The 15,348-nt window shown below is 37.2% G+C and carries 11 protein-coding genes and 1 pseudogene; 10 read left to right on the top strand and 2 right to left on the bottom strand.

Translation table 11 applies throughout. The annotated features are described in order from the left end of the window. Positions 1 to 4 precede the first annotated feature (4 nt). The 8 genes and pseudogenes from ACFFHF_RS04515 (at position 5) to ACFFHF_RS04480 (ending at position 10,539) form a co-directional block, all read left to right on the top strand. A complete protein-coding gene (locus tag ACFFHF_RS04515; RefSeq protein WP_160545455.1) occupies positions 5 to 1,036 on the top strand; it encodes a tripartite tricarboxylate transporter substrate-binding protein in 1,032 nt (343 codons plus the stop codon). A gap of 58 nt (positions 1,037 to 1,094) precedes the next feature. Continuing rightward, positions 1,095 to 1,547: a tripartite tricarboxylate transporter TctB family protein gene (locus ACFFHF_RS04510; RefSeq protein WP_160545454.1), complete on the top strand. Its 453-nt coding sequence runs from the start codon at positions 1,095 to 1,097 to the stop codon at positions 1,545 to 1,547. A gap of 32 nt (positions 1,548 to 1,579) precedes the next feature. Then, the gene (locus ACFFHF_RS04505) at positions 1,580 to 3,106 is read left to right on the top strand and encodes a tripartite tricarboxylate transporter permease (protein WP_160545453.1); all 1,527 of its coding nucleotides are present in this window, start codon (positions 1,580 to 1,582) and stop codon (positions 3,104 to 3,106) included. A gap of 72 nt (positions 3,107 to 3,178) precedes the next feature. Continuing rightward, a complete protein-coding gene (locus ACFFHF_RS04500; protein WP_160545452.1) occupies positions 3,179 to 4,771 on the top strand; it encodes an ATP-binding protein in 1,593 nt (530 codons plus the stop codon). Continuing rightward, positions 4,768 to 5,475 carry a response regulator gene (locus tag ACFFHF_RS04495; RefSeq protein ID WP_160545451.1) on the top strand — a complete coding sequence of 236 codons (708 nt, stop codon included), beginning with the start codon at positions 4,768 to 4,770 and terminating at the stop codon, positions 5,473 to 5,475. Before ACFFHF_RS04500 ends, ACFFHF_RS04495 begins: the two co-directional genes overlap by 4 nt. 209 nt (positions 5,476 to 5,684) lie before the next feature. Further along, positions 5,685 to 8,492 (top strand): M14 family metallopeptidase, encoded by a 2,808-nt coding sequence (locus ACFFHF_RS04490; protein ID WP_377057663.1) that lies wholly within the window; start codon positions 5,685 to 5,687, stop codon positions 8,490 to 8,492. Positions 8,493 to 8,605: 113 nt separating this feature from the next. Next, the gene (locus ACFFHF_RS04485) at positions 8,606 to 9,403 is read left to right on the top strand and encodes an ABC transporter ATP-binding protein (protein ID WP_160545449.1); all 798 of its coding nucleotides are present in this window, start codon (positions 8,606 to 8,608) and stop codon (positions 9,401 to 9,403) included. 102 nt (positions 9,404 to 9,505) lie between these two features. Beyond that, positions 9,506 to 10,539, top strand: a pseudogene (locus ACFFHF_RS04480) (DUF3231 family protein). 705 nt (positions 10,540 to 11,244) lie between these two features. Here ACFFHF_RS04480 and ACFFHF_RS04475 read toward each other — a convergent pair. After that, positions 11,245 to 11,580, bottom strand: coding sequence for a DUF3889 domain-containing protein (locus ACFFHF_RS04475; RefSeq protein WP_160545448.1), 336 nt, complete (start codon positions 11,578 to 11,580; stop codon positions 11,245 to 11,247). A 44-nt stretch (positions 11,581 to 11,624) separates the two neighbouring features. After that, complete coding sequence (locus ACFFHF_RS04470) at positions 11,625 to 11,999, bottom strand: CBO0543 family protein (protein WP_340903345.1); 375 nt, start codon at positions 11,997 to 11,999, stop codon at positions 11,625 to 11,627. Positions 12,000 to 12,294: 295 nt separating this feature from the next. On the opposite strand from ACFFHF_RS04470, the gene ACFFHF_RS04465 reads away from it, so the two are divergent. Then, positions 12,295 to 12,855, top strand: coding sequence for a GNAT family N-acetyltransferase (locus tag ACFFHF_RS04465; protein WP_160545447.1), 561 nt, complete (start codon positions 12,295 to 12,297; stop codon positions 12,853 to 12,855). 364 nt (positions 12,856 to 13,219) lie between these two features. After that, a complete protein-coding gene (locus tag ACFFHF_RS04460; RefSeq protein WP_160545446.1) occupies positions 13,220 to 14,722 on the top strand; it encodes a malate:quinone oxidoreductase in 1,503 nt (500 codons plus the stop codon). The last annotated feature ends 626 nt before the right edge of the window (positions 14,723 to 15,348 follow it).

The following is a 15,348-nucleotide window of genomic DNA, read 5'->3' as shown; positions in this document are numbered from 1 at the left end:
CAAAATGTTTTCTTTTAAAAAAATATCAGCTTGTTTTTGTGCAGGAGTATTAGCGCTAAGCCTTGGTGCATGCAGTAGTGGTGAACAAACAGCAGGATCTGACAATAAGGAAAAGAGCTCAGGGTACCCTACAAAAGCTATTTCAGTAGTAGCACCATCAGGAGCAGGTGGTGGATGGGACTTAACGGCCCGCTCGTTAACGAAGGTGTTAGCAGCGACAAAGATTGTGGAACAACCGTTAACGGTAGAAAATAAGCCGGGTGGAGGCGGTGCTGTTTTTATGGCTGAATACGCTACCCAACAAGTTGAAAATAATGACATGCTATTTGTTAATTCTCCACCGATTATTATTAATAATTTGAAAAAAGAAGGAAATAGTCCATTCGGTTACAAAAATACAACACCTCTCGCACAATTAACGAAGGATTATGGAGCGATTGTTGTAAAAGCAGATTCAAAGTTTACAGACTTAACATCCGTATTGGAAGAGGTAAAAAAGGATCCTAGTAAACTAACATTTGCAGGCGGTTCTGCACCAGGCTCCATGGATCACTTAATTTCTATTCTTCCCGCTTATAAATATGGTGTGGATCCGACAAAAGTGAAGTACGTGTCCTATGATGGCGGGGGAGAAGCGATCACGGCATTGCTTGGTGGAAATGCAGATGTAATTGGGACGGACGCTTCTAGTGTGAAGGAATTTTTAAGATCAGGTGATGTTCGAGTGTTAGCTGTTACTTCAACCGAGCGTATTGGCGGTGATTTCAAGGATGTGCCGACAGCGATTGAACAAGGAGTCGAAGCTGAGTTTACTATTTGGCGTGGCGTATTTGGTCCTGAAAAGATGTCAGAGGAAGCAAAAGCGTATTGGGAGTCAACTTTAGAAAAACTTGTGAATTCTCCAGAGTGGGAGAAGGAAGTAGAAACACAAGGCTGGGAAATGGAATATAAAAACACCTCAGATTTTACAAAGTTCTTAGAAGAACAGGAAACACAGGTTCAACAATTGTTAACGGCTTTAGGCATGGAGAAGTAAATGGATTTAGGGGAGGAGTTGTCCTTCTCCCCCTAATTTTTTTGAAAGGGGAGTACAAATGGATATTAAGTTCGATCGTATTGCATCTGTGCTGTTTCTCGCAATTGGAGTTTTGTTTATTATCGGTAGCCGAAATCTCGCTAGCACTTCGTATGGAAGTTCTGTAGGGCCAGATATTTTCCCTTCCATTCTCGGGGCCTTACTTGTCCTTTTAAGTATTCGTTTATTTTACGAAACTTTTGTGAAGATGGGTCATCACGGTGAAAAGGAGAAACTGCAATACAAGCCATTTCTTATCATCTTTGTTGCTACTCTTTTTTATATTTTGACATTAGAAACCATTGGGTACATCATTACCACTTTTATCTTTTTATTTGTTTGTTTTCAGACAATGGAACGTACAAAATGGGTGAAGTCTCTCATCATATCTGCTTGTTTTTCAGGAGTTGTGTATTTTTCATATGTACAAGTGTTAAAGGGAACTCTTCCTGGCTGGCCAATTTGGTTTTAACTTAAAAGGGTTGTAGAGAGGAGAAGGGAAGTATGGACACACTTGATTATTTATTTCAAGGTTTCGGAACAGCGCTAATCTGGTATAATATCGCGTTTGCTTTTGTTGGAGTGTTAATAGGTACAGCTGTTGGGGTGCTGCCTGGCATTGGTCCGATGAGTGGGGTAGCACTGCTGATTCCAGTCACTGCATCCATTACGGCTGGACTTCCTCCGGAGCAAGCAGCTACAAGTGCAATCATTCTGCTTGCTGGGGTATATTATGGAGCAATGTATGGTGGTTCGACCACTTCCATTCTATTAAATACACCAGGGGAATCATCATCGGTTGTGACAACCTTGGATGGGTATCAAATGGCGAAAAAGGGGAGGGCGGGAAGTGCGTTATCTATTGCAGCGATAGGTTCTTTTGTTGCTGGTATCGTGACTCTTGTTGCACTCATTATGTTGGCCAAACCATTGTCAGCAGTTGCTCTCAAGTTCGGTCCTGCAGAATATTTTTCTCTCATGTTATTAGGTCTAGGGGCTGTTAGTGGTTTAGCAGGAAAATCTGTTACGAAGGCATTGATTATGACCATTTGCGGGTTACTGCTTGGGACGATTGGTATTGATAGTGTCTCAGGTATTGCTAGATTTACGTTTGATGTCCCTTGGCTCTATCAGGGAATTGAATTTTTAACGATAGCAGTTGGATTATTTGCTCTAGGTGAAGTTTTCAAGACCATCTTAGAAAAAGAAGAAGATGAGGTAAAAATTGCAAAAATTAATAATTTACTTCCTTCCAAGGATGAATTCAAGGAATCTGCTGGACCGATTGCTAGAGGTTCGATATTAGGTTTTTTTGTAGGAATATTACCAGGTGCAGGTGCAACACTCGCTTCCTTCTTTTCTTATATTCTTGAAAAAAAGATTTCTAAGAACCCTTCCAAATTCGGTACGGGATCCATTGCAGGGGTTGCAGCGCCGGAGTCTGCAAATAATGCAGCATCGGGTGGTGCAATGATTCCGTTATTAACGCTTGGTATTCCAGGTTCAGGCACCACAGCGATATTAATGGGTGCACTGATGATGTATAACGTCCAACCAGGGCCGTTATTGTTTGAAGACCACCCACAGGTAGCCTGGGGACTGATTGCTAGTATGTTTATCGGGAATATCATGCTTTTAGTTTTAAATCTTCCATTGGTAAAAGTGTTTGCGAAAATAATTCAAACACCTAAGCAATTCTTAATTCCTATTATTATCGCTATCTCCATTTTTGGTGTGTATGCGGTTCAAGTTTCCACATATGATTTATTGCTGTTATTAGGTTGTGGTATTCTTGGATACTTTTTAAGCAAGAATGATTATCCGATCGCACCCATAGTACTAGGGTTGGTATTAGGACCGATGGTTGAAAATAACCTACGAAGAGCACTAACGATTTCTAATGGAGATTTCAGTGTGTTTTTAACAAGGCCGATTTCCTTAGCTTTTCTACTCATTACACTCCTTTGGCTAATCATTCCTTTCCTAATGAAAAGAAGAGGGAAAGAAGTCATTATAAACGTCGAAGGATAATTTATTTGAAATAGTTCGAAAACTCCTTTTCATAAGGAGTTTTTTTACTATAATGAGAATAGAGGTGTTTGGATGCGTTTACATACAAAGTTAATGCTCGGAATTATTATTGTCATAGTTGTGATAGGAGGCATATTTGGGTACAGCTTTAAACAAATCATGGAATCAAATCTGAAAAATGAAATGGGTTCTAAAGCGTTATCAGTGGCCCAAACTGTTGCAAATATACCGGAAATACAAGAAGCCTTTGAGACGAAAGATCCGGCTACTATTATACAGCCCATTGCAGAAAAAATCCGAAAGCAAGTGGGGGCAGAATTTATTGTAATTGGGAACTTAGATGAAATTAGATATTCCCATCCGAACCCTATTCGTTTAGGGCAGAAGATGGTTGGAGGAGATAATAGCCGTGTTTTTAAAGGGGAATCTATTATCTCAGAGTCAACGGGGACATTAGGACCTTCACTCAGAGGAAAAACTCCTATTTTTCATAATGAAGAAGTCATTGGTGTGGTATCAGTTGGGTATCTCCAGACGGATATAGAGTTGAAGGTGGCAAAAATACAGAAAAAAATATTTGTGGTTACCTTTCTAATATTAATAGGCGGACTATTAGCGGCTCTTTTAATCTCTTTAAATATTAAAAAAGCTATGTTTGGATTAGAACCAAAGGAAATCGCCTGGATGTATCAGGAGAAACATGCCATTTTAGAATCAATTCATGAAGGAATTATAGCAATAGGTACAGATGGAAGGATCACAGTTGTAAATGAAACCGCTCATAAAATTTTACGAGTACCCAATGAGGTCTTACTTCGGGGGAAGAGAATTGAAGAGGTGTTAGAGAACACAAAGCTTCTAAGTGTGGTTCAGACAGGGAAGGCGGAATATGATCAGGAAATGATGATATTTGATTCGGTCTATTTGGCAAATCGAATTCCTATTCATAATAAAAAAGGGAACGTTATTGGAGCGGTTGCTAGTTTGCGGAACAAGTCTGAACTAGCACATTTACTACAGGAATTATCCCATGTAAAGGCTTATGCAGAGGGATTACGAGCACAAACACATGAGTACTCGAACCGTCTTTATACTTTGTTAGGACTAATACAGTTAGGGTCATATAAGGAAGCAATTGATTTTATTTCACATGAAGTAGATGTTGCTCAAGGGTTCGTTCAATTTCTGATGAAAGAAATTCCTGACCCTATACTTGCTGGATTTATCCTTGGGAAAACAAGCTTGGCGAGTGAATGGAAAGTGAATTTCCTTGTTGATAGAGAAAGTAGCTTTAAAGATATTCCTGTTGAGATGAATCGAGATTCGCTAGTTACGATTATTGGGAACTTAATCAACAATGCTTTTGAAGCAGTAAGGGATAATGAAAAAGGAGAAAAAAATGTAACTCTGTTTCTAACCGATCTTGGGAAAGATCTAATTATTGAAGTCGAAGACAACGGAAATGGTATTGAAAGTAGCAAAAGTGATTTGATATTTCGTGAAGGGTATTCAACCAAGAACAAAAAGAGTAATGCGGGTATCGGTCTTAGTCTCATTCATAGGGAAATGGAAGCACTTGGTGGAACCATTACTTATTCATCTCAAATAGGAGAGGGTACGATTTTTACCGTTGCGATACCGAAAAACAGGGGGAGTGAGAAATGAGGAACCGTGAGATCGAAGTGTTAATTGTCGAAGATGATCGTAGAATTGCTGAGATACAGCAGCGGTATATAGAACAAATACAAGGGTTTCAGGTCGTAGGGATTGCTGCAAGTTATATAGAAGCGAGAACATTGATTGATATTTTGAAGCCAGATTTACTCCTGTTAGATGTTTATTTTCCAGATATGAATGGATTGGACTTGCTGAAAGAAACGAAACAGCTTGAAAAGCACACAGATGTGATCATGATTACCGCGACAAAAGAGTTAGATAAAGTGCAAGAGGCAATTAGTATTGGTGTGTTCGATTATATGATTAAACCTGTCGTCTTTGATCGTTTTAAACAGGCATTGCAACGATATCAAGATTTCCACAATAAATTACTTTTGTTAGGAAAAGAAAATACGCTTATTACACAGCAGGAGGTTGACAGTCTATTACGGAAAGAAGTAGAAGTAACAAGTAACAATGATCGCTCGTATTTGCCAAAGGGAATCGACCCATTAACCCTTGAAAAAGTACTTGAAGTATTAGGAAAAGTAGGAGTGGGACTAACAGCAGATAGCGTGGCAAAAGAAATTGGAGTTAGTAGAACCACAGCCCGCCGTTATTTAGAGCATCTAGTATCAGTAGAAAGAATTGAAGCTGATTTAGCCTACGGAACAGTGGGTCGTCCTGAACGAGTGTATATTGTAGAGAGATAGATTGATATGAACCCTCTTCCTAAAATGGGAAGAGTTTTTTTATGGGCAGGAGAGACTTATGGACTAGTAGTTTAATAATATATCCATGGTGAATAGCGGAATTTGTCGAACAATTCCCTTCGTATATCGAACTAAATTCCCTGTTTGTTATCCGAATATTCTGTTACGTTAACTTGGTAGTCTATTATATACATAGAAGGGATGATTTTATGAAGAAGCGATTTACGGCTTTACTAGGATTCTTACTAGTTTTAGCCCTATTCACACAGGCTGCTTTTCCTGTTCTGGCTACTGAAACAGTCGAAGCCTACGATGTGATAGAGTTAGAGACTACTAGGTCTTTATTCTCACTCACAGAAGTTAGAACAGTAGAAGTTCAAGCGGATTTTGGAGATAATGTTGATTTAAGTCAACTAGAGTTTCAATATGGAGGAAAGAGCCTTTCCGATTGGAAAAAGTGGACAGGTGGAACTAATTATAATGGTGATCCTTTTATTAAGGTGATCGAAGAGCCACATTTTGTTGATGGCACAACAACCATCAAGGCAACATTAGAGTTTGGCCTTCTTTATAATAGAGACAATCTCTCAAATCGTACGATTCGTACACAATATCAACAATTTATTGGAGACTATGAGTTAGCGTTAATTAATCCTGCTAGCCAAACAAAGGCCGCTAAAACGGTCAAACTAAATGTATATGATCAATTTCATTTCTATGAAGAATTAAAGCCAACTATTGACCAAGTATTTGAGGAAGCAAATGCGGCAAATGACCGTTATCTTGAATACCAAAGTTTAGGTAAAACCGTACAAGGGCGTGACCTTCATTTTGTTATTTTAGCAAGAGATCAAGCCGCAGTTGATAAGTATTTAAACGAAACTTTACCTACGGCCTTAGAAAATCCTGATTCATTATTAGAAAAGCTTGAAAATGGAACAATGGGAGACTATCAAGTTCCTGTGTGGATAAACAATATTCACCCTGATGAAGTGGAGGGTGTGGATGCACAGGTTGAGTTATTTAAGAAATTTGCCCTTGAAGAGGAAGTCACTTTTAATACGGTTGTTGACGATCTGGAACAACCTGTGACTTTGAATGTGGATGAGGTTCTTGATGATGTTATCTTCCTTTATATGTTTACAAATAACCCTGATGGCAGAGTTCTTAACACAAGAGCTAACGCTAATGGACTTGACTTGAACCGTGATAATCACTATCAAACTCAAATCGAAACACAGGAAGTAACACAAGAGATTGCGAAGTGGACTCCACTTTCATTCCTTGATATGCATGGATATGTAAGTGGCTTCTTAATTGAACCAACTACTCCTCCACATAACCCGAACTTTGAGTATGATTTACTTTACGGCAATATGATTGAGCAAGCCCACGCGATGGGGAAAGCAGGGATTAGTAATTCTGCATATAACTCTTATGAAATTCCAGCTCTAGACTACGGTGATGGTTGGGACGATATGACTCCAGCCTATACTGCGATGTATGCGATGCTACACGGTTCACTTGGCCACACTATTGAAACCCCAGCATTAAGTCAAAATGGATATGATGCGATGTATGGGACAGGTCTTGGAGCAACGCTTTATGTTACTGAAAACAAAGATGAATTGTACAAAAACCAGCTTGAAATTTTTAAGCGTGGTGTAAATGGGGAAGACAATCGTGCTGTGGATGAATACTTTGTCAATGCTAACGGAGAATCTATAGGTCGTGTAAGAGGAGATAATGTTAACTTTTTCCCAGAATATTATGTAATCCCAGTTGATATTGCAGGGCAAAAAAATACTTTGGAAGCAACGAAAATGGTAGAGTATTTACTTCGTAACGGTGTAAAGGTCGAACAAACGACAACAAATACAGAAGTAAATGGTGTCACTTATCCAAAAGGAACGTTTGTCGTTCCAATGGACCAAGCAAAACGTGGATTGGCCAATGCGATGCTTTATAAAGGTGATGATGTATCGGACTGGGGAGCGATGTACGATCCAATCGTTGTAAACTTCCCGGCTTTAAGAGGGTTTGATATTAATGAAGTTCGAGTGTCCAATGCTTTTGAAAACAAAACGACAGAAGTAGGAAATCTTACATTACCAACAGGTGAAGTGGTTGGTAAAACACCAAAGCAAGTATTATCAAACACGAATAATGATACTGTGAAACTAATAAATGAGCTATTAAGAGACGGTAAAGTCGTAGAAAAAGCAATGGAAACAAAGGGCAAGGTGAATAAAGGCGATTATATTGTGAGCACAAAAGATTTAGCTGGATATGCTGACTATTACTACGAAGCTTCACCAGTTGGTACGACTCAAAATGTAAAAACAGAAAAATTAACACTTTCTAAAGTGGCTGTTACAGGGTCATCCCAATTAATCTTCTCATTGAAGGAATTAGGATTTGAACTAGTTAGTCAAGCGGAAGCAGATGTAATTGTAAGTGATAGTGGTGCCTTTAATGCTAATAGCCTTGCAGGGAAAGCGTATGTTGGTATGGGTATTAATGCGCTCAATGCGGTGAAAAATAGCGGTTTGCTATCAGGCTATGAGTGGGATTACACAAGCGCAGGTCACGAAGGACTGTTAAAAGCAAAAGTAAATGATCATCTATTAACTTCTGGTTATCAGTCCGATGAGCTACTATATACAACCAATGGAGCGTGGATTACTTCCGTTCCTAAAGAGGCAGAGGTACTTGCAACTGTAAGTAGCAGTGATGATTTCTACGTTGCTGGCTGGTGGCCAGGACATGAAGAGGCAAGGGGGCAAACACTTGCCTTTACACAAAATCTTGAAGACACGAACATCACCTTATTTGCAAATGATTTAGCTTTTAGATCACATACACAGCATAGCTTCCGTCTCTTAGCTAACAGCATTTTTGCTTCGGTTGGATCCGAGGTTGCGAAGAAGGGTAAAGGCTCTGTGAAGGATAAAGTTACTAAGAAGAACAAACAAGTTGAACCGTCCTTCTTTGAAAAAGGAAGAGATAGAGAGTAGAAAAATAAAACAAGGAGGTTCTCAATCTAAGGTTGAGAACCTCCTTTTACTAATTAATATTTGCAATAATGTGATAATATAACGGTAATTGAAGGAGTGAAGGGAGAAACAAGATGGTATTACATATGAAAGATGTTTCGTTTATTAGAGGGGAAAAGTGGATATTACAGCATATAAATTGGAACATTCATGAAGGGGAGAACTGGGTTTTATTTGGGTTAAATGGAGCTGGAAAAACCGCATTGCTTAATATAGTAAATGGTTATTATTATCCAACAAAAGGGAAAGTCAGCGTGCTAGGAAGAGAGTTTGGGAGAGATCCTATTGGAGGTGAACTCCGAAAGCATATTGGCTTTGTATCTTCTTCTTTACAACAAAAATTCCATCCTGGGGATAATGCCTTTGAAGTCGTATTAAGTGGTGCTTATGCGTCCATTGGTCTTTACGAAACACCTTCAGATGAAATTAGAGAAAAAGCCATCACTTTATTAAAGGAGCTTGGCTGTATCCATTATGCGAATCGTAACTATGAGAATCTCTCACAAGGTGAAAAGCAAAGAGTTCTTATCGCACGTTCTTTAATGTCAAATCCGTCTCTACTAATCCTAGATGAACCTACGAATGGATTAGACTTCATTGCACGAGAAGAATTTTTAGAAACAATTGAGGAAATTGCTAAAAAAGAAAATGCACCAACGATGGTTTATGTCACTCACCATATTGAAGAAATTTTGCCTGCATTTAATAAAACATTGCTATTAAAAGAAGGGACTGTTTTTTCAGCAGGAGATACGAATGAAATGATTTCAAGTTCTAAATTGTCTCAGTTTCTTAGTTTGGATGTAGAAGTGTTTTGGAAGAACGGTAGACCATTGGTTTCTAAACGTATAACAAGTGAAAAATTATTCTGAGCCGTCATAACTAGACAGGCTCTTTTTTATTACCACTTAGTTAGGAATAAAATTCAAATGGTAGAAAAAACTAAAAAAAATGTGTGTGAAGGAGCTCTTACCTTGAAGACGATTAAGCCGATTAAATTGGGGTCAACTAAAACAAGTTTGAAGGAAAAATTAACCTCTGCAGAAATGGGGAAACTTTGGGCAACATATTCTGGTAACAGTATGTCAAAATGCATATTAAGCTATTCCCTCCAACATGTTGAAGACAAAGATATTAAAGTCTTATTAGAAAATGCACTAAACCTGTGTGAAGAATTTATGAAAACAAGTAAAGAGATTTTAGATAAGGAAGAATTTCCAATACCTATTGGGTTTAGCAAAGAAGACGTAAATTTAGGGGCTCCAAGATTATTTGAAGATGAATTTTATGTTCATTATTTGAAATATGCTGCAAAAGCAGGGATGAGTATATATAATGTTGCCATCCCACTTGTTTATAGAGACGATGTTAATGAGTTTTTTACTTACTCGTTGAAAGCAACAATCGATTTTATGAACCAAATCAAAGAAGTACTAATGAATAAAGGATTTATTTTTAAGCCACCCTTAATCCCGTACCTGAAAAAGTTGAATTTGCGCATAAGGATTTTTTAAACGGCTACTTAGGACATGTACGACCTTTACACGCATTAGAAATCACCCATTTTTACGATAATATTGAAAATAATGTAACCAGTAAGGCATTGATTGCAGCATTTGCACAAGTAGTAAAAGACGAAAAAATTCGTGAATTGTTTCAAAAAGGTAGAGACATGACGACAAACAATATTGAGAGCTATATGAAAATGTTACATCATGAAAATTTACCTTCACCTTCTTTCCTAGATCATTTAGTGACAACATCTACATTCTCTCCTTTTTCAGATAAGCTAATGTTATTTCACAAGATGGATATGTTTTCAATGAAAATGAGAGCATTTGGAAATTCGGTAGCCGTTAATGGCAGACATGACGTAGGGCTTCTTTATACAAAATCTTTAATGAAAATTTCAACATTTGTAGAAAGTGCTGCAAGAATCATGATTGAAAAGGGATGGATGGAACTACCCCCAAAAGCTGTTGATAGAGATAATCTGCAATCTCAATAAAATAGGAAAAAGTTACGGACAGGATGAAACGTTAAATTCAAATTGAAGGGGTATTGGTCCAAGAGGATTAATGCCTTTTTTTATAGAAGCATTAGTGTAAGATATGAAGGATTTTAGAATACTAACTATTCATCTATTTATTAAAAAGAAAAAGGGGATTGGTTGATCATCATGTAAGAGAAATAGTAACAAGATAGATGTCCCCTTTTTTTACTAGTAATGACATTACTTGCCATCATTCCTAATAATCGATATATGCTTGGGTAATAAAAAACCGAAAGTTAGAAGGAAAACGAAAATGGAAATAGACCAATGCCATCCTTTGTATTTCATATATCCAGAATGGATCATCCCAAATTCTATTAAGAGTGATAGAAAAGTAAAACCAATCGTCAATTTCCATTTATTTTTCTTTGTTAGGTAATTTAAGTAAAGAATGGAAAGTGAGGTGGGTATAAAGGTATAACTGAGAATATCTCCAATGAAATGCTTATAATTACAGGAAACCATAAGCCCTTTGCTCCAAAATCTAAATTCTCAATAATTTTCTGCATTTTATATACTCCTTATTAAAGTTAGACTTATTTTTTCTCAAGGAAAACTATATATACTTTCTTATTTCGTCTAATATATTTTTTTATGATAGACACTTCGGATTATAAAATACTAAAGAGCCCAACAATAAATCGTTGGGCATAGTCACTGTTATCTAGTTGTTTCCCTATATTTTATATCTTTAATTTGTTCGGTTTTATTATCAAAGGTAATATCAACAAACACACCGAATTCTTTATTGTCTGTTTTTAACCAAAGTTTGAATTTTTCTGTTGAGTATTTAGGTCCCTTTTCTCTGCCGATGTGAAGATAATCAATAATATTAGCTTGAGGATATTTTTCTTTTGTCTTCTTCATGGCTACCTGACCCCATTTAGCATAAGGAGGAGCTTGTTGTTGTGCTAATGCCACCTCATTAGTTTCAGAAGGATATTCTCCAAACAAGAATAAGCCGAATAGCAACTGAATGGATAGTATAAAGTTCATGATCAAAACCTCTTTTTTAGTCTTTTTACGATATGGTGAAATTTTTATTCATTATCTAATGTATTATAGCTTTCCATCTTTGTAAGCCAATAAGCAGTATAGTAAAGTGTTAAAAAAATAATAAAATCATACAAAGTGGACCAATTTTTAGGGTTATAAAAATCAATAGCATTAAAGAAATTCATTCCTCCAAAAGCAGCAAGGGCTGAGAAAAGAGCTCCCTTTAATAGTGGATTCATTTTTGGTTTGATTTGTAGTGCAAACATAACCCCAACAGGTGCTAAAGAAAAGTGGTAGGGCAAGAATAAAAAAGGTGCTAAAGGGAGGATGACCATTGGATACGACCAGAGGCCTAAAGATAAAGCAGCAAGGTCAATTGTTAGTGACAATATGATCGTCAACAAACCACCTAAAAGCAAGCGGCCACTACTATCTTTCTTCCTGAAAGCAAACCAAGCAATCCATGGAATAATAAATAGGGCGATACCTAACCACCATTGCCAAGTAGAGACAAATTCTTCCGATACTATTTTTGCAAATAAAGAACTAATCTCAGTGAACTCGTTATAAGCTTTTTCTGATTAATCGAGCCCATTCTTAAATGCCATATCCTAACAACTCCCGAAAGAAGTAATAATATATTTTTTTTCATCCTGTAGTAAATTATGTATGGGTATTTACAATGGAAAATTAAGTTAGGTGGGAATCATCCATATGAGAATTAAAACTGTTGGTACGTGGGACGATGAACTTTGGCAGGACGCAAGGCCTCTTTATTCGGAGGCATTCGGAGAAAAGGGAGCCAAACCGGTTCATATTATTAGAAATATGTTTGCACAAGGAATTGCCGAGCTTCATGTAGGGTACAACGAGTCAAGAGCGGTTTCTATGGCACTTACAGGGAAGTTATTATCTGATAAGGTGATGATCATCGATTATCTAACTGTATCTAAAAAAGAAAGAGGTAATGGGTTTGGTAAACACTTTGTCGATTACCTACGTGCGAAAACAGCTGCTGAGGGGTATGAGAAATTAATTATTGAAGCAGAATCAGAGGCTACACCAGCTAATAGAAGAAGGATCCACTTTTGGCAATCATGCGGCTTTTTCCTCACAGAGTATGTCCATCATTACATCTGGGTGCCGGAAACATACCACGCCATGTATGCTCCACTCAATGGTGACTCAAGAATAGTAACTGGGGAAGAACTGTTTACGTATATCAATACCTTTCATCGGCTATCGTTTCGTGGTGGAGGGAAAAAAGAAGATTAGGGGGTTTTACTTAGCTTTAAACAAATTTTTTGAAAAAGATAAAAAATCATATAAATTAACCAGTATCTTGAAATAATGATATGTTCAAACATTAACGATTTCTTTCCTGTATAAGTATGCGAATTAACTATATTGAAAGATGCAAAATTAAGCTGGATTTTTGCGTAATAAAAGGCTTTAGGCGTAGGTGTTTTCATTTTTTTTGCCTGAAATAATTTATAATTATCAGATAATACTAGATATTTTAATCTATAATTCATTATAATAGACTATAATAGGATTAGTAATTAATCAGACTAGGTGTGTTCATAAGTAGCGCTCACATCCTTTCTGTGAATTTAGGATATAGATAAGGAAGGTAAAAATGAGAAAAAGAGAAACTACATCAGACGTTTTCTTAATTGGTGCCGGAATCATGAGCGCTACATTGGGAACACTTCTGAAAGAATTAGTACCAGAATGGAAAATTACAGTGTTTGAAAAGCTCTCGAAAACTGGAGAGGAAAGCTCAAATGAATGGAATAATGCGGGTACAGGACATGCCGCCCTTTGTGAGCTAAACTATACGGTTGAAAAGCCGGATGGATCTGTAGATATTAGTAAAGCCATAAAGATTAATGAGCAGTTTCAGATTTCTATGCAGTTTTGGTCTTATCTTGTAAAAAACAGGCTGATACATAATCCACAGGATTTTATCATGCCACTACCTCATATGAGTTTAGTGCAAGGAGAACAAAATATAGAGTTTTTAAAAAAGCGATTTGAAGCGCTGACAAATAATCCATTATTCCAAGGAATGGAGTTTTCTGAGGATCCAAAAAAACTAATGGAATGGATTCCTCTAATCATGCAAGATCGCTCAACCGATGAGCCTATAGCCGCTACAAAGATTGACTCTGGTACCGATGTTAACTTTGGAGCGTTAACACGCATGCTGTTTGCCCATTTAGAGAGTAAAGATGTGCAATTAAACCATAACCATAGTGTACTTGATATAAAACGTACGAACGATGGATTGTGGAAGTTAAAAGTCCGCAATCTCGAAAGTGGCATGGTTGAACATCATACAGCCAAATTCGTCTTTATTGGGGGCGGAGGAGGAAGCCTGCATTTACTTCAGAAATCCGGTATTCCAGAAGGAAAACATATTGGAGGTTTTCCTGTAAGTGGAATTTTTATGGTCTGTAATAATCCAGCTGTTGTAGAGCAACATCATGCAAAAGTGTACGGAAAAGCGAAGGTTGGGGCTCCGCCAATGTCTGTACCGCACTTAGATACAAGGTTTATTGACAATAAAAAATCTCTATTATTTGGACCGTTTGCTGGCTTCTCACCTAAGTTTTTAAAAACAGGTTCTGTATTTGATTTAGTCACTTCTGTTAAGCCATATAATCTCTTAACGATGTTGGCTGCAGGGGCCAAAGAAATGTCTTTGACAAAGTACCTGATTCAGCAAGTGATGTTATCAAAGGAACAACGTATGGAAGAGTTACGTGAGTTTATTCCAAATGCCAAGAGTGAAGATTGGGACTTGGTAGTTGCAGGCCAGCGTGTACAAGTAATAAAGGACACAGAAGTTGGAGGCAAAGGAACGCTCCAATTTGGTACAGAAGTGATTACTGCAGAAGATGGCTCTATTGCAGCATTACTTGGAGCTTCACCTGGTGCTTCAACGGCCGTTCACGTCATGTTAGAGATCATGAAAAAATGCTTCCCACAACATATAAATGAATGGGAACCAAAAATCAAAGAAATGATCCCTTCTTATGGTCTGTCACTAATGGAAAACCCAGACCTATTAAGAAGAATTCATCATTCAACTGCAGAAACACTGGGTCTAACTGAGAAAGAACCAGTTTTTAGTTAATAAATCTATACTGAATCTCTAATCTATTTTGATTGGAGGTTCTTTTTAATTAATCGCACGTAGCGTTTCTTTATTTAATTGAATAAATGGACCTACAAAAATTTAACAACACAGGAAGAAAACGTATGTTCGGTATGGTATAATAGAATAGACAATAGCATAGTTGCAGGGTGGGGCGGTTGAGCCTTCCTTATGGGAGGTGACAAGCGTGGATTTAGATTCAGCAATGTTCGTTATCGCATTGGTAACTCTAATCGTACTTTTAATTGAAAAAATAAAAAAGTAAAACCCACCCTGTATCTTTGGCCGGAACAGGTGGGCTTTACTTTGTAAAGAAACCGTATTGTTGATTGCCAATCGCACATTCTGCGATTATGCATTGTTAAAGGTAAGCGTGTGTTTATAGCACATGCTTATTTTTAATATATGGATGATCTCCCTATATTATAGACTAATTTTAGTGAAAAATAAATTAATTATAATATAATCTAATACTTTCTTATAAGAATATGTGATGGAATTTTGATGCGCTGCAGTCACTACATATTTCCAATAATGATGTACATCCTACTACTAAATAATAGGAACTAGGAGGAGTTACAGTGAACCTAGATAACATCATTATT

It is taken from the genome of Robertmurraya beringensis, from assembly GCF_042433785.1.
GTDB lineage: Bacteria > Bacillota > Bacilli > Bacillales > Cytobacillaceae > Robertmurraya_A > Robertmurraya_A beringensis.
The sequence above is the reverse complement of the archived record's forward strand: the minus strand, read 5'-3'. Positions and strand labels throughout refer to the sequence as shown.

Coding starts and splice junctions, on each gene's coding strand:
- ACFFHF_RS04495 (WP_160545451.1), top strand. CDS start 4,768: ATGAGGAACCGTGAGATCGAAGTGTTAATTGTCGAAGATGATCGTAGA.
- ACFFHF_RS04490 (WP_377057663.1), top strand. CDS start 5,685: ATGAAGAAGCGATTTACGGCTTTACTAGGATTCTTACTAGTTTTAGCC.
- ACFFHF_RS04460 (WP_160545446.1), top strand. CDS start 13,220: ATGAGAAAAAGAGAAACTACATCAGACGTTTTCTTAATTGGTGCCGGA.
- ACFFHF_RS04485 (WP_160545449.1), top strand. CDS start 8,606: ATGGTATTACATATGAAAGATGTTTCGTTTATTAGAGGGGAAAAGTGG.
- ACFFHF_RS04505 (WP_160545453.1), top strand. CDS start 1,580: ATGGACACACTTGATTATTTATTTCAAGGTTTCGGAACAGCGCTAATC.
- ACFFHF_RS04465 (WP_160545447.1), top strand. CDS start 12,295: ATGAGAATTAAAACTGTTGGTACGTGGGACGATGAACTTTGGCAGGAC.
- ACFFHF_RS04510 (WP_160545454.1), top strand. CDS start 1,095: ATGGATATTAAGTTCGATCGTATTGCATCTGTGCTGTTTCTCGCAATT.
- ACFFHF_RS04475 (WP_160545448.1), bottom strand. CDS start 11,580: ATGAACTTTATACTATCCATTCAGTTGCTATTCGGCTTATTCTTGTTT.
- ACFFHF_RS04500 (WP_160545452.1), top strand. CDS start 3,179: ATGCGTTTACATACAAAGTTAATGCTCGGAATTATTATTGTCATAGTT.
- ACFFHF_RS04515 (WP_160545455.1), top strand. CDS start 5: ATGTTTTCTTTTAAAAAAATATCAGCTTGTTTTTGTGCAGGAGTATTA.